The sequence below is a fragment of the Agrobacterium pusense genome (genome assembly GCF_013285525.1).
GTDB lineage: Bacteria > Pseudomonadota > Alphaproteobacteria > Rhizobiales > Rhizobiaceae > Agrobacterium > Agrobacterium pusense.
The window spans coordinates 707,922-724,482 of sequence record NZ_CP053856.1 but is presented as its reverse complement, the minus strand read 5'-3'; the positions used below and the strand labels follow the sequence as shown (position 1 = coordinate 724,482).

16 protein-coding genes are annotated in these 16,561 nt (G+C 60.2%); 14 read left to right on the top strand and 2 right to left on the bottom strand.

The genetic code is table 11. The annotated features are described in order from the left end of the window. Positions 1–72 precede the first annotated feature (72 nt). From alr to rarD, 13 genes are all read left to right on the top strand, one after another. Positions 73–1,248: an alanine racemase gene (gene alr / locus HQN82_RS03540; protein WP_112766977.1), complete on the top strand. Its 1,176-nt coding sequence runs from the start codon at positions 73–75 to the stop codon at positions 1,246–1,248. A gap of 65 nt (positions 1,249–1,313) precedes the next feature. Next, complete coding sequence (locus HQN82_RS03535) at positions 1,314–1,583, top strand: type II toxin-antitoxin system ParD family antitoxin (protein ID WP_006700150.1); 270 nt, start codon at positions 1,314–1,316, stop codon at positions 1,581–1,583. A gap of 67 nt (positions 1,584–1,650) precedes the next feature. Beyond that, positions 1,651–1,890, top strand: coding sequence for a type II toxin-antitoxin system RelE/ParE family toxin (locus HQN82_RS03530; protein ID WP_234794420.1), 240 nt, complete (start codon positions 1,651–1,653; stop codon positions 1,888–1,890). Between the two features lie 5 nt (positions 1,891–1,895). After that, positions 1,896–3,302: a DNA repair protein RadA gene (radA, locus tag HQN82_RS03525; RefSeq protein ID WP_004441018.1), complete on the top strand. Its 1,407-nt coding sequence runs from the start codon at positions 1,896–1,898 to the stop codon at positions 3,300–3,302. Positions 3,303–3,391: 89 nt separating this feature from the next. After that, positions 3,392–3,979 (top strand): CvpA family protein, encoded by a 588-nt coding sequence (locus tag HQN82_RS03520; protein ID WP_004441017.1) that lies wholly within the window; start codon positions 3,392–3,394, stop codon positions 3,977–3,979. Between the two features lie 138 nt (positions 3,980–4,117). Further along, a complete protein-coding gene (gene purF, locus HQN82_RS03515) occupies positions 4,118–5,626 on the top strand; it encodes an amidophosphoribosyltransferase (protein WP_006700146.1) in 1,509 nt (502 codons plus the stop codon). 145 nt (positions 5,627–5,771) lie between these two features. Further along, the gene (locus HQN82_RS03510; RefSeq protein ID WP_006700145.1) at positions 5,772–6,512 is read left to right on the top strand and encodes an SDR family NAD(P)-dependent oxidoreductase; all 741 of its coding nucleotides are present in this window, start codon (positions 5,772–5,774) and stop codon (positions 6,510–6,512) included. Positions 6,513–6,723: 211 nt separating this feature from the next. After that, a complete protein-coding gene (gene cysS / locus HQN82_RS03505) occupies positions 6,724–8,109 on the top strand; it encodes a cysteine--tRNA ligase (RefSeq protein ID WP_173614552.1) in 1,386 nt (461 codons plus the stop codon). A gap of 274 nt (positions 8,110–8,383) precedes the next feature. Then, a complete protein-coding gene (locus HQN82_RS03500) occupies positions 8,384–8,752 on the top strand; it encodes an endonuclease domain-containing protein (protein ID WP_004441009.1) in 369 nt (122 codons plus the stop codon). Continuing rightward, on the top strand, positions 8,749–9,225 hold the full coding sequence (locus HQN82_RS03495; RefSeq protein ID WP_072494242.1) for a GFA family protein: 477 nt from the start codon (positions 8,749–8,751) through the stop codon (positions 9,223–9,225). Before HQN82_RS03500 ends, HQN82_RS03495 begins: the two co-directional genes overlap by 4 nt. Continuing rightward, positions 9,222–9,680, top strand: coding sequence for a GFA family protein (locus HQN82_RS03490; protein ID WP_173614551.1), 459 nt, complete (start codon positions 9,222–9,224; stop codon positions 9,678–9,680). The genes HQN82_RS03495 and HQN82_RS03490 overlap by 4 nt, the downstream gene beginning before the upstream one ends. A 3-nt stretch (positions 9,681–9,683) precedes the next feature. After that, positions 9,684–10,640 (top strand): prolyl aminopeptidase, encoded by a 957-nt coding sequence (gene pip, locus HQN82_RS03485; protein WP_173614550.1) that lies wholly within the window; start codon positions 9,684–9,686, stop codon positions 10,638–10,640. A gap of 213 nt (positions 10,641–10,853) precedes the next feature. Beyond that, positions 10,854–11,762, top strand: coding sequence for an EamA family transporter RarD (gene rarD / locus HQN82_RS03480; RefSeq protein WP_022555918.1), 909 nt, complete (start codon positions 10,854–10,856; stop codon positions 11,760–11,762). 52 nt (positions 11,763–11,814) lie between these two features. On the opposite strand, the gene HQN82_RS03475 is transcribed toward rarD, so the two are convergent. Both HQN82_RS03475 and HQN82_RS03470 read right to left on the bottom strand, forming a co-directional pair. After that, entirely contained in the window at positions 11,815–13,575 is a 1,761-nt protein-coding gene (locus HQN82_RS03475; protein WP_112766975.1) for a peptidoglycan D,D-transpeptidase FtsI family protein, read from the bottom strand. Positions 13,576–13,762: 187 nt separating this feature from the next. Next, entirely contained in the window at positions 13,763–14,383 is a 621-nt protein-coding gene (locus HQN82_RS03470) for an LOG family protein (RefSeq protein ID WP_006700139.1), read from the bottom strand. Positions 14,384–14,539: 156 nt separating this feature from the next. Between HQN82_RS03470 and HQN82_RS03465 the strand changes: the two genes are divergently transcribed. Next, the gene (locus HQN82_RS03465; protein ID WP_173614549.1) at positions 14,540–16,531 is read left to right on the top strand and encodes a LysM peptidoglycan-binding domain-containing protein; all 1,992 of its coding nucleotides are present in this window, start codon (positions 14,540–14,542) and stop codon (positions 16,529–16,531) included. Positions 16,532–16,561: the final 30 nt, after the last annotated feature.

Genomic DNA, 16,561 nt, shown 5'->3' with positions numbered 1-16,561 from the left:
GCATTCGATCCTTACCGTCTTGAACAAAAGTGCTAGGGTCTGGTCGGTTCCAAAATCAACCGGACGCATGGCATGACAGACGACTTCGAGGATACATTCGCTGAAACCGAAACCGACGCTTTCGAACAAGCGCCACTGCGGCTGACCGTCGATCTCGGTGCGCTGGCCGATAATTGGCGGGACATGAGGAGACGCTCCGGCAAGGCGCGGACAGCGGCCGTCGTGAAGGCCGATGCCTATGGCCTCGGCATCGAGGATTGCGGCGCAGCGCTCTACCATGCCGGCGCGCGCGACTTCTTCGTGGCAACGGTTGCCGAGGGTGAGACCCTGCGTTCCTATGCACCTGAAGCACGCATCTTCGTCCTGTCAGGCATCTGGCAGGGCCAGGAACGGCAGGTCTTCGACAATGATCTGGTGCCGGTTCTTGCCTCCGAGGAGCAACTCTCCTTCTGGATGGCGACGGTAGCCGAGCGTGGTGATCACCCCTGCGCACTGCATGTGGACACCGGCTTCAACCGTCTCGGATTGCCGCTCGACGATGCGCTGTTTCTGGCCGACGACGTGACCCGGCCGGCAAGTTTTGACCCGGTTCTGGTGCTGTCCCATCTCGCCTGTGCCGACACGCCCTCCTCGCCGATGAACAGGGCTCAGCTCGAATCATTCCGGATGGTTAGCACTGCTTTCGAAGGTATCGAATCAAGCCTCTCGGCTTCCGCCGGTATCTTTCTCGGCCCGGATTATCATTTCGACCTTACCCGTCCCGGCATAGCGCTCTATGGCGGAGAGGCGGTCAACGACGTTGCAAATCCCATGCGGCCGGTCGCCAAAGCCGAAGCGCGCATCATCCAGATCCGCGATGCGGGCGAAGGCCAGACCGTCAGTTATGGCGGCACCTTTCTGCTGAAACGCGCAAGCCGCCTCGCCATCGCGACTGTCGGTTACGCGGACGGATACCAGCGTTCGCTGTCCGGTTCCGGCATTCCGCTGCGCGAAATGGGCCATGGCGGCGCATACGGTGTCGTCAACGGCCACAAGGTGCCGGTTGCTGGCCGCGTCACAATGGACCTCACCATCTTCGACGTGACGGATGTTCCGGCCAATGCCATTCGAACCGGAGACTATGTCGAGCTTTTCGGTCCCAATGTGCCCGTAGACGAGAGTGCACGGGCGGCAGGAACGATCGGCTATGAGATGTTGACAGGACTTGGTCTGCGATATGAGCGGCAATATCTGATGGCGGATGACTGAGACGCGCCTTTAGCGCTTGGAAAGCTCACGCGACCTGTGTTAAAAGAGAACAAAAGGAGATCGAAATGCCCGAAATCCATTTGAGCGAGCAGGACGAGAAATTCATCGAGGAGCAGGTGGCGGCTGGCGTCTATAGCGATGCGGATGCAGTGATTTCCGCTGGACTTCGCTTGCTGGGCAGCGATGAGGGAAAGAAAGCGGCACTCAAGCTGCTGCTGCAGGAAGGAATTGATGATGCTGACGCCGGCCGTGTTCACAGCTATCGGTCGCGAGATGCTTTCCTGAGCGACATCAAGAACCTGTCCGCGCAACAAAAAACGGGGACCGATCATTAATATCCGGACCGTTATCTGGACCGCGCGGGCAAGGCAGGACGTCGCTGAAGATCACGCCTATATCGCAGTGGAAAATCCGGCCGCGGCCGACCGTCTCGCGCTTGAAATTTTTGACAAGGTCGAATCGCTAGCGGCGCTCGGCCTGTCCGGCGTCTCACGAAGCAGCTATGGAGCAGGGCTTCGCAGCATTGCCTATCGGGGCCGCGTGATTTTCTTCCGCATCAACGAGAATGAGCTTACGGTCCTGCGCGTCCTCCACGGCCACCAAGACATCTCCGCAGAACATTTCAAACAAGAAGAAAACTGACATAGATGGCCAAAGCCAAGACTCAATTCGTGTGCCAGAACTGCGGCACGGTTCATACCCGATGGGCGGGAAAATGCGAAGGCTGCGGCGAGTGGAATACCATCGTCGAGGAAGACCCGATGGGCGGCATCGGATCCGGCCCGGGCAAGGCTCCCAAGAAGGGCCGGCCAGTCACACTCACCTCGCTTTCCGGTGAAATCGAAGAAGCCCCCCGCATCCCGACCGGCATCAGCGAACTTGATCGGGCGACCGGCGGCGGTTTCGTGCGCGGTTCGGCCGTTCTGATCGGTGGGGATCCCGGCATCGGCAAATCGACGCTCCTCATGCAGGCGGCCGCCGCCCTTTCGCGGCGCGGCCATCGCATCATCTATGTCTCCGGCGAAGAGGCGGTGGCGCAGGTGCGTCTGCGTGCGCAACGTCTGGGGGCTGCGGAAACCGATGTGCTTCTGGCGGCGGAAACCAATGTCGAGGATATTCTGGCGACGATTTCCGAAGGCAAGCGGCCCGATCTCGTCATCATCGATTCCATCCAGACATTGTGGAGCGATACCGCCGATTCCGCCCCCGGCACGGTGACACAGGTGCGCACCGGCGTGCAGGCGATGATCCGTTTCGCCAAGCAGACAGGCGCGACCATGGTGCTTGTCGGCCATGTCACCAAGGAAGGCCAGATCGCTGGCCCGCGCGTGGTGGAGCACATGGTCGATGCCGTCCTTTATTTCGAAGGTGACCGCGGCCACCATTACCGCATTCTTCGAACCGTCAAGAACCGCTTCGGGCCGACCGATGAAATCGGCGTGTTCGAAATGTCGGATCGCGGCCTCAGGGAAGTGTCCAATCCATCCGAACTGTTTCTGGGAGAACGCAACGAAAAATCACCGGGCGCTGCGGTTTTTGCCGGCATCGAGGGGACACGCCCCGTGCTCGTTGAAGTGCAGGCGCTGGTCGCGCCAACCTCGCTCGGTACACCGCGCCGCGCGGTGGTCGGCTGGGATTCGTCGCGACTCGCCATGATTCTCGCGGTATTGGAGGCCCATTGCGGCGTGAAGCTCGGTCAGCACGATGTCTATCTCAACGTCGCCGGAGGCTACCGGATTTCCGAGCCGGCCGCCGATATGGCTATTGCTTCTGCGCTGGTTTCCTCGCTTGCCGGTCTTGCCCTGCCCGCCGATTGCGTCTATTTCGGCGAAATCAGCCTGTCGGGCGCGGTGCGCCCGGTCTCGCATACGGGCCAGCGATTGAAAGAAGCTGAAAAACTCGGCTTTTCCGCCGCACTTCTGCCTTCTGCTTCGGCTGAATTGCCGAAAGGCGGCAAGGGGCGCTGGACGGAAATCGAAAGCCTTCCGGACCTCGTGGCCCGCATCGCCGGCTCCGGCAACCGGTTCAAACAGGTTGAGGACGACGAATATTGATCCTTTCGCCAAAGGAAACAGTGGTGTAAGAGGATCGCAAAATTGGCAAGGCAGCGCCTGACAGGGCGTCGCACCTCCGGAGTTGGTATATGCCCATTACAATTTTCGACGGCATCGTCATCGCCGTTGTTCTTTTCTCCGCCATTCTCGCGATGGTCCGCGGTTTTTCCCGCGAAATCCTGTCGATTGCGAGCTGGGCCGGTTCGGTCGCCGCCGCCTATTATCTTTATCCGGTCCTGCTGCCCTATGCGCGCAACTATACCGATGACGACAAGATCGCCATTGCCGGTTCGGCGGGCGTCGTTTTCCTCGTCTCGCTGATCGTGATTTCCTTCATCACCTCGCGTATTGCCGATTTCATCATCGACAGCCGCATCGGCGCACTGGATCGCACGCTGGGCTTCCTGTTCGGCGCGGCGCGCGGCATCCTGCTTCTAGTGGTCGCCGTCGCCTTCTGGAACTGGCTGGTGGATGTGAAGACACAGCCGGAATGGGTGACGCAGGCGAAGTCCAAGCCCTTCCTTGACGGGCTGGTTGGCAAGCTGGAGGCGGTTCTGCCTGACGATATCGAGCCGCAGATCCGCGCTCGCATCCTTGGAAAACCGCAGGAACAGACGACCACGCAGGCGCCTGCCGAAGATGTGCCGGCAACAAATCCGCCGGCAACGAATAATTGACACAGTGTCGCGTCTTGCAATGCATGCAAGGCGCGCTATTTGTGCTAAATATCAAGCACGACACAGACGGACCGACCGGGGGAAACACTCACCGGAATGGTCTTTCTTTTTTCTCGGTAGAGAGCAAGGGCAAGCCGGATGATTGAGCCGCTTTCGCATTCCAAGTTTCCTGAGGCCACTTTCAAGGAAGAGATCGACGGCGATACGCTGCATGAAGAATGCGGCGTTTTCGGCATTCTCGGCCATGCCGACGCCTCGGCGCTGACCGCGCTTGGCCTGCATGCCCTGCAGCATCGCGGCCAGGAAGCAGCCGGCATCGTCTCCTTCGATGGCAAGCGCTTTCATCAGGAACGCCATATGGGCCTCGTCGGTGATCATTACACCGATCCGGCAACGCTTGCCCGCCTGCCCGGCTCCATCGCCATCGGCCACACCCGTTATTCCACCACGGGCGAAGTGGCGATGCGCAACGTACAGCCGCTGTTTGCCGAACTGGAAGAAGGCGGTATTTCGATTGCCCATAACGGCAACTTCACCAACGGCCTGACACTGCGCCGCCAGATCATCGCGACAGGCGCCATCTGTCAGTCGACCTCCGATACCGAAGTCGTGCTGCACCTCATCGCCCGCTCCCGTCATTCCTCCACCGCCGACCGTTTCATCGATGCCATCAGGCAGATGGAAGGCGGTTACTCGATGCTGGCGATGACCCGCACCAAGCTGATTGCCGCGCGTGACCCGATCGGTATCCGCCCGCTGGTCATGGGCGAGCTGGACGGCAAGCCTATCTTCTGCTCGGAGACCTGTGCTCTCGATATCATCGGCGCGAAATTCGTGCGCGACGTTGAAAACGGCGAAGTCATCATCTGCGAGATCCAGCCTGACGGTTCGATCACCATCGACGCGCGCAAGCCCTCGAAACCGCAGCCGGAGCGTCTCTGCCTGTTCGAATATGTCTATTTCGCCCGTCCCGATTCCGTCGTCGGCGGCCGCAACGTCTACACGACGCGCAAGAACATGGGCATGAACCTTGCCAAGGAAGCACCGCTCGAAGCCGATGTGGTGGTGCCCGTTCCCGATGGCGGCACGCCCGCAGCGCTCGGTTTTGCGCAGGAAAGCGGCATTCCCTTCGAATACGGTATCATCCGCAACCATTATGTCGGCCGCACCTTCATCGAGCCGACCCAGCAGATACGCGCCTTCGGCGTCAAGCTCAAGCATTCCGCCAACCGGGCGATGATCGAAGGCAAGCGCGTGGTGCTGGTGGATGATTCCATCGTGCGCGGCACGACCTCGGTCAAGATCGTGCAGATGATCCGCGAGGCCGGCGCCAAGGAAGTTCATATACGCGTTGCCAGCCCGATGATCTTCCATCCGGACTTCTACGGCATCGACACGCCTGATGCCGACAAGCTGCTGGCGAACCAGTATGCGGATGTCGAGGCGATGGCGAAATATATCGGCGCCGATTCGCTGGCGTTCCTGTCGATCGACGGGCTTTATCGCGCGGTGGGCGGTGAAAACCGCAATCCGGCGCGGCCGCAGTTCACCGACCATTATTTCACCGGCGATTATCCGACCCGCCTCCTCGACAAGAACGGCGAGGCGATGGGCAGCAAGATTTCCATGCTGGCCAGCAACGGCTGATAATCCCGACAGAACAAGCGGCCACCGGTCTCCGGTGGCCGCTTTTTTCTTGCCTTTTATCAGCCCGCGAGCTGCGGCAATTTAATTGCTTGCAGCAGGCGGCTGCGGCTTCGTACAAGGAAGCGCAATCATTTCGGGGGAGACCATGACTATCGATCTCAAGGGCCGCATCGCTCTCGTCACCGGCGCGTCGCGCGGCATCGGCTATTTCACCGCGCTGGAACTCGCCAGGGCCGGCGCGCATGTCATCGCCTGCGCCCGCACGGTGGGCGGCCTTGAGGAACTGGACGACGCCATTAAGGCCGTCGGCGGCACCGCGACGCTGGTTCCCTTCGATCTCTCCGACATGAAAGCCATCGATGCGCTGGGCGCCAATATCTACGAGCGCTGGGGCAAGCTGGATATTCTGGTCGCCAATGCCGGTGTTCTCGGCGTGATCTCACCGGTTGGCCATATCGAGGCAAAGGTTTTCGAAAGGGTCATGACCATCAACGTCACCGCCACCTGGCGGCTGATCCGCTCGGTCGAGCCGCTGCTTCTCAAATCTGACGCCGGTCGGGCATTGATCCTGTCCTCGGGTGCCGCTCATAGCTGTCGTCCCTTCTGGGGCGTCTACTCCACCTCCAAGGCAGCTGTGGAAGCACTTGCCCGCACCTGGGCGGCGGAGACGCAGAAGAGCGCGCTTCGCGTCAACAGCATCAATCCCGGTGCCACGCGCACGGCGATGCGCGCGCAGGCCATGCCCGGCGAAGATCCCGCCACCGTGCCGCACCCGTCAGAGGTAGCCGCAGCCATCCTGCCGCTTGCTTCGCCCGATCTCAAAGAGACCGGCAAGCTCTTCCTGGTCCGGGAAAACCGGTTCGTGGATTACCGTCCGCCGGAGTGATGCCGGTCGGCGGGTCAGCCAACGTCACGAGAGAAACGCTTGACCGCGCATGACCGCCGCGCCATAACGCAAGTCATGAAAACGACGATCTGCACCTGCTGCTGAAATAATTTTGCTGGTTCGCCACCGGCCGGCTCGTTTTCGTCTCCCGCAAGGTCTTACAGACAAACGGCCCGGTCAGGACAACTGACTGCCTCTAGGGAATTGCCGCATGTCCTTGCGCCTGAAACTTCACAACACGCTGACCCGCGAAAAGGCGGAATTTGCGCCCATCGATCCTGAAAACGTGCGCATGTATGTCTGCGGCCCGACGGTCTATGATTTCGCCCATATCGGCAACGCGCGACCCGTCATCGTGTTCGATGTTCTCTTCCGGCTGCTGCGCCATGTCTATGGCGAAAATCACGTCACCTATGCCCGCAACATCACTGACGTCGATGACAAGATCAATGCGCGGGCGCTGCGGGACTATCCGCATCTGCCGCTCAACGATGCCATCCACGCCGTGACGGAAAAGACGGCTGACCAGTTCCATGCGGACGTCGCGGCGCTGGGCTGCCTTCAGCCAAGTGTCGAACCGCGCGCGACCGACAATATCGCACAGATGATCGACATCATCGAGAAACTGATCGCACGCGGCCACGCCTATGCGGCCGGGGGCGAGGTCTTGTTCGACACTCGCTCCATGGCGGATTACGGGCAGCTTTCGAAGCGTCCGCTGGACGAGCAGCAGGCGGGCGCGCGCGTGGCGGTGGATGCCCACAAGAAGAACCCCGGCGATTTCGTGCTGTGGAAGCTTTCCTCCCACAACGAGCCCGGCTGGGAAAGCCCTTGGGGCCGCGGCCGTCCCGGCTGGCATATCGAATGCTCGGCTATGTCCGGCCGCTACCTCGGTGACGTTTTCGACATTCACGGCGGCGGGCTCGACCTCATCTTTCCACATCACGAGAACGAAATCGCCCAATCCCGTTGCGCGCACGGCACGCATGTCATGGCGAACGTGTGGATGCATAACGGCTTTGTGCAGGTGGAAGGCCGCAAGATGTCGAAGTCCGAGGGCAACTTCGTGACGATCTATGAATTGCTGCACACGGAGAAATTCGGCGGCCGGAAATGGCCGGGCGAGGTTCTGCGTCTTGCGATGCTGATGACGCATTATAGAGAGCCGATCGATTTTTCGGTAAAGCGTCTGGAAGAGGCCGAACGCCTGCTCGCCAAATGGCCGGCGGCGGAAGCCTCCGATGCCGCGCCGGATGAAACCGTGCTCGAGGCGCTTGCCGACGATCTCAACACCGTTGCGGCCGTGCAGGCGCTGCACGCATTGGCGCACGCGGCCAATGTGGACCCATCCAAGCTGCCGGCCTTCGCGGCGAGTGCTGCCCTCTTGGGCGTGCTGCCGAAGAAAACTGAAATGGACGAGGCCATCGTTTCGGCGGTCAACGCTCTGGTGGAATTGCGTCTGGAAATGCTGAAGGCGAAGAACTTTGCAGAGGCCGATCGGTTGCGCGATGAGCTTTCGGAGAAGGGCATACAGTTGAAGGATGGCAAGGACAAGGAGACCGGGGAGCGGACGACGACCTGGGAGTTGAAGCGGTAGGGCTTGCGTCCAGCGCTTGAGGCTGCGGCTTGCGGTTTACCCCCCTCTGCCCTGCCGGGCATCTCCCCCACAGGTGGGGAGATCGACTCGTTGTTAGGCCCCGCATTTCTCTTCGGTCGAAATGGAGCGACGCAGGCGCGTCATGCCGATCTCCCTCCTTGTGGGGGAGATGCCCGGCAGGGCAGAGGGGGGTATCCTCGCCCACCACAATACGCTTGCGATTTTAAGTTCCCTCAACCAATCTAAGGCGAGGCACTAAACGGCGAGCCAGATCATGCCGCATGCAGATGTAGACCCAATGCATCGCAAATACGCGAAGCAAATGCGGAAAGTAATGACGGATGCCGAGCTGAAACTCTGGAACGCAATTCGCGCCCATCGCCTTGAAGGCTTGAGTTTCCGCAGACAAATGCCGATTGCCGGTTTTATCGTCGATTTCGCCTGTTCCGATCATCGACTTATTATCGAGATCGATGGCTCTCAACATACATCCGAGGCAGCTTTACACTACGATCATGAAAGAACCGTGCGGCTTGAAAAAGACGGCTGGACCATCCTCCGCTTCTGGAACCATGACGTCCTCACAGACTTAGATAATGTCTGTCTCCACATTATCAGAACGATCCGGGAGGACCGAAGATGACGACATATACCGGCGGATGCCAATGCGGCGCGGTCCGTTTTCGCGCCACTGGCGACCTGAAAGACAGTTCCATTTGCCACTGCCGCATGTGCCAGAAGGCTTTCGGGGCTTATTACGCGCCACTGGTTTCAGTTCGCAATGTGGAGTTCACATGGACGCGCGGCGAGCCGAAACGCTTCCAGTCCTCCAGCGTCGTGAAGCGCGGCTTTTGCCCCGAATGCGGCACGCCGCTAACCTATGAGGCCCCGGATGGCATTGCGGTGGCGGCCGGCGCCTTCGACGATCCCGCCGCGCTGCCGCCAACCATCCAGTGGGGCGTGGAACGGAAGATCGATTTTGTCGACAACCTCCACACCCTGCCCGCCGTTGCGACCGAGGACGACCTGACGCAGGTCGACTACCTTGCCAATCTCGTTTCCTATCAACACCCCGACCACGACACCGAAAACTGGCCACCGGAGAACAGACAATGAGCGAAACGGGTTTTTCCGGCGGCTGCCAGTGCGGCGCCGTGCGGTTCCATGCGGGCAAGCTCGGCAGGGCCTCCATCTGCCACTGCCGCATGTGCCAGAAACATTTCGGCAATTTCTTTGGCGCACTTCTGACTGCCGATCAGGCACATCTGACCTGGACACGCGGCCAGCCTGCCCTCTTCCGCTCGTCGCAGAAAATCCATCGCGGTTTCTGCAACAAGTGCGGCACACCGCTGACCTATCATTATCCCGGCGGCGTGGAGATCGCGATCGGCGCTTTCGACCATCCCGAGAAGATAGAGCCGCAGGTGCAGGTGAACATCCACAAGCGTATGCCGTGGATCGAGCAGCTCTTCGCCAAACCGGCAGTCGAACAGGGCGTCGATGAGGCCGAGATCACCTCCTACCAACATCCGGATCATGACACGGCCGAATGGCCGCCTGAGGAACGATAAAACATGACTGAAGAACTGCGCGGCTTTTATCCAGAGATCGAACCCTTCGAGACCGGCATGCTCGACGTGGGTGACGGCCACACGATCTACTGGGAGCGGGTGGGCACACGCGGCGCTAAGCCGGCGGTCTTCCTGCACGGGGGCCCGGGCGGCGGGGTAAACCCCACCCATCGCCGGGTATTCGATCCCGATCTTTACGATGTCATCCTGTTCGATCAGCGCGGCTGCGGTCGCTCCACGCCACACGCGGAACTCGAAGCCAACACCACATGGCATCTGGTTGCCGATATTGAACGACTGCGTGAACTCTGCGGCTTCGAGAAATGGCTGGTGTTCGGCGGCTCCTGGGGTTCGACGCTGGCGCTCGCCTATGCCGAAACCCATCCGGACCGCGTCAGCGAACTGGTCCTGCGCGGTATCTACACTGTCACCCGGCCGGAACTCGACTGGTACTACCAGTTCGGCGTCTCTGAAATCTATCCGGATCAATGGGAAAAATTCATCGCACCCATTCCCGAATCCGAACGCGGCGAGATGATGCAGGCCTATAATCGCTATCTCACAGGCACTGACGAAACGAAGAAGCTGGAATGCGCGAAAGCATGGAGCCAATGGGAGGGCGCGACCATTGCACTCGTCACCGATCCCGACCGCGTCGAGGATTTCGGTGAAGACAAATACGCGATTGCCTTCGCCCGCATCGAAAACCACTTCTTCGTTAATGGCGGCTGGCTTGAGGAAGGACAATTGCTGCGCGATGCCGGCAAGCTCAGGAATATTCCCGGTGTCATCGTGCATGGACGTTACGACATGCCCTGCCCGCTGAAATATGCCTGGCAGCTGGCCAAGGCCTGGCCGGACGCGGATTTCCACATTATCGAGGCCACGGGACATGCGATGAGCGAGCCCGGCATTCTCGACCAGCTGATCCGCGCCAACGACCGTTTTGTCGGGAAATAGTATTTATTTCAGCACGTTGTGGCGGCAGGATAAGATGATGATTCACGCAGGGGTTTCCTGCGGGGATCATCTACCCGGCGCTGATCAGCACGTTTGAAAGGCAAAGCGCCTCTTATTCATGCAGTTTTTCTCATGAACCCTTCACGGAAATGAATTGGCCGCCATTGTGCCGATCCGTTATAAAACGCCATCCGAACAATTGGCGGTACTCCCATGGCACTCGACAAAACGCTTCCAGCCCAAGAGGGCGGCGACAGCGCGCGCGGTTTTGCTTTCGCGCTTTCCGCATATCTTTTGTGGGGTTTCCTGCCCTTCTACATGAAGGCGGTTGCACATATTTCACCGATCGAGGTCATCGTGCATCGCGTCGTCTGGTCGGTGCCGATCGCAGCGGTGGTGCTGATCGTGCTCGGGCGTACGGCTGAAATCCGTACGGCGCTGAGAAGTCCGAAGATGCTTGCGATGGCGAGTCTTACGGCTGCGCTCATCAGCATCAACTGGGGCGTCTACATCTGGTCGATCGGCGCGGGTCGCGCACTTGATGCCGCGCTCGGCTATTTCATCAATCCGCTGTTCAGCATCTTCCTCGGTGCCGTACTGCTGAAGGAAAAACTCTATCCGGCGCAGATCGCCGCCATCAGCCTCGTGGCGGTTGCGGTGGCCATCCTCACCTGGCATGCGGGCAGCCTGCCATGGGTTTCCATCGCGCTCACCGTTTCCTGGGGCTTTTACGCCTTTTTCCGTAAAACCCTGCCCATAGGCGCGACGCAGGGCTTCCTGCTGGAAGTCATGCTGCTGTCTATTCCCGCCGTGCTGGTCATGATCTGGCTTGCGTTCAGCGGACAGGCGCATTTCATGGGCGGCAATTCCGCCGATACCTGGCTTCTGGCGGCAAGCGGTCTCATCACCGCCGTTCCCCTCATTCTCTATGGCAATGGTGCGAAACTGCTGAAGCTCTCCACCATCGGCATCATGCAATATATCGCGCCGACGATGATCTTCCTGATAGCCATTTTCATCTTCAAGGAACCGTTCGACATGGTGCGTCTGGCGGCTTTCGCAATGATCTGGGTGGCGCTTGCGATCTACACCGGCTCAAGCCTGCTGCGGCTCAAGCGATGACCAAATCCTTTCTCACTCCTGCTCCCTGAAACAGGAGTGAGGTAGCCAGGCGTCAGTAATCCACCAGCAATTGCGGGTTTCCCTCGTAGCCGAAGCGCGGTTTGACACCGAGAAGGCCCGCCGTCTGGGCGATGATCTCGCGCGTCATGGGGGCCGCTGTTGAGGCTGCCGTGCGGCCGCCATTCACGCCGGTCCTTGGCGCATCGATCATGGTCAGCACGACATATTTCGGCTTGTGCATGGGAAAACCGGCCACGAAGGCGTTGAAATTGATGTCCTTGGCGTAACGGCCATTGATCACCTTGTCTGCCGTCCCCGTCTTGCCGCCGACATGAAACCCCTCCACCTGTGCGCCACGGCCGGAGCCCTTGATGCCGTTCCAGTTGAACAGGTAACGCATGTCGGCGCTCGTCCTGTCGTTGATGACGCTGCGCGCAAGCGATGCCGCAGTCTCTTTCGAACGCGGCAGAAAGGTCGGAGAGATCAGGCTTCCGCCATTGATAAGGGCTGCAGCGGCCACCGCCGTCTGCAACGGAGTGGTAGCAACGCCATGGCCGAAGGAGATGGTGACGGAATTGATTTTCTTCCAGTTTCTCGGCTGGGTCGGCGTGGCAACGCCGGGCATTTCCGTGTCCATTCTGGTCAGCAGACCAAGCTTCGTCAGGAATTGTTGATGGCCCTCGACACCGACCCTGTCAGCCACCGCAGCCGTGCCGATATTCGATGAAAATTGAAACACTTCCGGAATGGAGAGCGGCCGGTTTCTTCCCTTGAAATCCCTGATGGTGAAGCCGCCCATGCGGATCGGCCGCGACGCATCCACCACCGAATTGAGCGTAATCGCCCCGGCATCCAGACCCATGGCGAGCGTGAAGCTCTTGAATGTGGAGCCCATCTCGAAGGTGGCGTTGCTCATCCTGTTGAACCAGCCTTTTTCATACTCCTTGTCGACGCTGCCATCGGCGAGGGTGCGGGAAGGTTCGTTCGGATCGTAATCCGGGACGGAAGCCATGGCCAGCACTTCGCCCGTCTCCACATCGAGGATCACCGAACCGGCGGCTTCGGCCTGATAGGCACTTTTCGCCTTCACGACCACGTCGCGAACGATGTTCTGTACCCTGAGATCGATGGACAGCCGCACCGGTTCCAGTGGCGTGCCGCTGGCAAGACCCACAGCGCGCAGATCGGCCAGCCCCTGCTGGTCCAGGTAACGCTCCATGCCGGCGAGACCCTGATTGTCGACATTGACGTGGCCGATAATATGCGAAGCGGTTGGGCCGCCCGGATAAAACCGCCGTTTTTCCGGGCGGAAACCGATACCCGGTATGCCGAGATTGAGAATATCCGCCTGCTGCCGCGGCGTCAGCTGGCGTCGCAACCACTGGAAGCCTGTATCCGAACGCAATCTACGATGCGTCTCGCGCCAGTCCAAATTGGGAATGACGGTCGCGAGTTTTTCCACCACCTCGTCCGGATCGACGATCCTGCGCGGATCCGCATAAAGCGATACCATGTTGAGATCGGTCGCCAGAAGCGTGCCGTTGCGGTCGACGATGTCAGGCCGTGAGGCGATAGCGTTGACGCCGGAATTGATCCATGCGGTGGAAACGGGTTCGGCAAGCCCATATTGAACGAGGCGCGCCGCGGCGACGGCGTAAATCGCAATGAAGACAGCGATGACGATCGCAAGCCGCGTCTTTGCCTCCGCCCGGCGGCGGGCGACCGAACCGAACACGACCTCCCTGCCCCGCAGCGGGTTTCTCTTGATAATGAAATGCGTCCGGCTCTTCAGCCGCATCACGAAAGCAATCATTGCCGATGACACCCACCCGAGGCGGCGGAGCAAAATTCCGCGATAACCAACGCCTGGGAAACGGTGACACAGGATCAGTCGCCGGGCCACGAAAAGGACGGGCGGAAGGATGCCGCCGTTAAATCTATATTAATATACATTTAAAATTGTAACGAGCCGCCCGAGCGGCCGTTAACAATCGCCGGGCCTACAGGCGCGAAATCACCGAAGGGTCGCCTTCAGGGTTCTGCTGCGCCAGCGCGCGGTCGATGATGGCGGGCACGATATCCTTCACCTCGTCAATGATGAGCGGGTTGAGAAGGTGCGCGCGGTGGATGAAGCCCTGGTCGCGCATATGTTGCACGAGTTCCAGCATCGGGTTCCAGAAACCGTTGATATTGGCAAAGACCATTGGCTTCGCGTGACGGCCGAGCTGCGCCCAGGTCATGATCTCGACGATCTCTTCCAGCGTGCCGACACCGCCCGGCAGGGTGACGAAAGCATCCGAGCGCTCGAACATCATGTGTTTGCGCTCGTGCATGTCCTTGGTGATGACAAGCTCGTTCAATTGTCCGAGAGAATGACGTGTTGCCTCCATGTCGACCAGAAATTCCGGTATGATGCCCGTCACTTCGCCGCCATTGGAAAGAACGCCGCTGGCAACTGCGCCCATGATGCCCTTGGTGCCGCCACCATAAACCAGGCGAATGCCGTTTTCGGCAATGGATTTCCCAAGCGCACGGCCTGCTTCCATGTGGGCGGGATCACGTCCGGGCTGGGAGCCGCAATAAACGCAGATGGATCGAATCGCTGTATTTTTGTCCGTCATGAAGGGAAGGAACTATGTGCGATGCGGCACGTCAAGAAAATTTGGGAAATCCCTTGCAAATATGGCCTTTTGGCCACTCACCGCTTGTCTGGCGCTAGGTAAGACGCTAGCAATCTCAACTCGTGTGAAAAGCTTGAATTATCCGGAGCACCCAGGATGAAAAACAATAAAGCCGGTTTGCTGGCGCTGATCGTGTTGGGGATTGCATCCCTGCTCATGATCTTTTTCGTCCTGCCGCGGATTTCAAACGACGGCAAGCCGATCGGCGACGCCATCAACGAGGCGGGCAACGCCGTGAAGAACAGCGTGGAAATGGGCGCCGACAAGGCGGGCGACATCCTGTCCGATGCGGCAGAAGAAACCGCCAATATCGCCGACAAGGTCGGCCGTCTGGCGGCTTCCGCCACACAGTCGATCAAGGATCTGACCACGCTTTTCGCCGACAGCAAGGTTCCCTCCGACGCCGATTTCGCAGCGGCGCGCAAGAAGGTCGAGACCTCGCTCAAGGAACTGACGAATATCGAAATTCCCGAGTCGCTGGATGAAACGACGTCGCGGCTCATCACCACAGCCCGCACCGCCGCCGAGCGCACCACGGCCTTCCTGCGCGGCCTGCCTGACAATGCGGCGGCAGCGGCGGCGCAGGTGCGTCGTCTCGCGGGCGTCTTCGCCGGCACCGACGATGGCGCGCCCGAAGCGGCGAAGCCGGCGGCGGCGCCAGCCGATGCCACGCAGACCTCTTCCGGCGCGCCGACTTTCGACGTCCTGCGCGTCGAGCCTGATGGTTCGGCGGTTGTTGCCGGCAAGGCGCAGCCGGGTGCGAAACTTGAAATCCTGAGCAACGGCAAGGTCGTCGCCCAGACAACGATCGACGGCTCCGGCGATTTCGCAGCCGTTTTCGACAATCCCCTGCCGCCCGGCGACCATGAACTGGTGCTGCGTTCGACCGATACCGCCGGCAAGGCGACGCAGTCTGAGGAAGTGGCGACGGTTTCCGTTCCGGAAGGCAAGGCCGGCGAGCTTCTGGCCATGGTTTCAAAGCCCGGCAAGGCAAGCCGGGTCCTCGCCATGCCGGAGGCGGCCCCTCCGTCGCTTCAGCCGCAAACGCCATCACAACAGCCTGCGGCAACGGCTGCGACCAACGCCAATGCGGCCTCCGTACCGCTTGCCGGCGCTGCCGCCGCTCCGTTGACGTCGAGCGTCCAGGTCACTGCCGTCGAGTTCGAGGGATCGAAGATTTTCGTCGCGGGTTCTGCGCCCGCCGGTTCGACGGTTCGCGCGCTGGTCGATGACAGGGAAATCGGCAAGGCCACAACAGAAGCCTCCGGGCATTTTGTCATCGAAGGCGACGTCGATCTCGCCGTTGGCAGCCACATCATCACCGTCGAGGAGCTGAATGCCGACGGCACCGCGAAAGTGCGCGTGCGCGTTCCGTTCGAAAGGCCGCAGACCGACCAGGCAACCGTCGCGATGCAGACGTTGTCTGCTTCTTCGTCAGCGGCAACGACCGCAGTGCCGGCCGAAAACCAGAGCACGGCAAGCGACCGCGCCGCTTTCGAAAAGCTGCGCACCGATGTCGCCAAGGCCTTTGGCATCCTCTCCAATCTCTACAGGGACCAGCCGACACCGGCGCTCGATCAGGCAATAGCCGGCCGCTCTGCCGTGGTGATTGCGCTGAAATCGCTTTCGGAGTTCCGCACCGCGGCAGCCACCGAGCCGGACTTCACAGCCTTCGCCGGCGACATCGCCGGCAAGGCGCGCCAGCTGCTGACATCGGTCGAAGCCTGGCCGAATGACGTGGCGGCAATCGGCAAGGGGCTGGCTTCGCTGGCCAGCAGGCTTGCCGAACTCCACATCACCGCGCCGCCCGCTCCCGCGCCACAGGCGCCAGCCGGTCCGCAGACCTTCGAGCAGGCGCCGCTGGCCGAAAGCCAGAACAGCGTCATCATCCGCCGTGGCGACACGCTGTGGCAGATTTCGCGCCGCGTCTATGGTCAGGGCGTCCGTTATACCACGATCTATCTCGCCAATGAGGACCAGATCAAAAACCCTGACCTGATCGAGCCCGGCCAGATTTTCGGCGTGCCGAAAGAGGCCCTGCCGAATGCGGAAGAACTTCACCGCAAGCGGTTGAAAGGTGGCACTTGAGCAACTGAACCGTTGCGGTAAATCCGCAAC

Bases quoted from the DNA above. Each gene is read 5' to 3' on its own strand.
- alr (WP_112766977.1), top strand. From the start codon at position 73: ATGACAGACGACTTCGAGGATACATTCGCTGAAACCGAAACCGACGCT.
- HQN82_RS03535 (WP_006700150.1), top strand. From the start codon at position 1,314: ATGCCCGAAATCCATTTGAGCGAGCAGGACGAGAAATTCATCGAGGAG.
- radA (WP_004441018.1), top strand. From the start codon at position 1,896: ATGGCCAAAGCCAAGACTCAATTCGTGTGCCAGAACTGCGGCACGGTT.
- HQN82_RS03520 (WP_004441017.1), top strand. From the start codon at position 3,392: ATGCCCATTACAATTTTCGACGGCATCGTCATCGCCGTTGTTCTTTTC.
- purF (WP_006700146.1), top strand. From the start codon at position 4,118: ATGATTGAGCCGCTTTCGCATTCCAAGTTTCCTGAGGCCACTTTCAAG.
- HQN82_RS03510 (WP_006700145.1), top strand. From the start codon at position 5,772: ATGACTATCGATCTCAAGGGCCGCATCGCTCTCGTCACCGGCGCGTCG.
- cysS (WP_173614552.1), top strand. From the start codon at position 6,724: ATGTCCTTGCGCCTGAAACTTCACAACACGCTGACCCGCGAAAAGGCG.
- HQN82_RS03500 (WP_004441009.1), top strand. From the start codon at position 8,384: ATGCCGCATGCAGATGTAGACCCAATGCATCGCAAATACGCGAAGCAA.
- HQN82_RS03495 (WP_072494242.1), top strand. From the start codon at position 8,749: ATGACGACATATACCGGCGGATGCCAATGCGGCGCGGTCCGTTTTCGC.
- HQN82_RS03490 (WP_173614551.1), top strand. From the start codon at position 9,222: ATGAGCGAAACGGGTTTTTCCGGCGGCTGCCAGTGCGGCGCCGTGCGG.
- pip (WP_173614550.1), top strand. From the start codon at position 9,684: ATGACTGAAGAACTGCGCGGCTTTTATCCAGAGATCGAACCCTTCGAG.
- rarD (WP_022555918.1), top strand. From the start codon at position 10,854: ATGGCACTCGACAAAACGCTTCCAGCCCAAGAGGGCGGCGACAGCGCG.
- HQN82_RS03475 (WP_112766975.1), bottom strand. From the start codon at position 13,575: ATGATTGCTTTCGTGATGCGGCTGAAGAGCCGGACGCATTTCATTATC.
- HQN82_RS03470 (WP_006700139.1), bottom strand. From the start codon at position 14,383: ATGACGGACAAAAATACAGCGATTCGATCCATCTGCGTTTATTGCGGC.
- HQN82_RS03465 (WP_173614549.1), top strand. From the start codon at position 14,540: ATGAAAAACAATAAAGCCGGTTTGCTGGCGCTGATCGTGTTGGGGATT.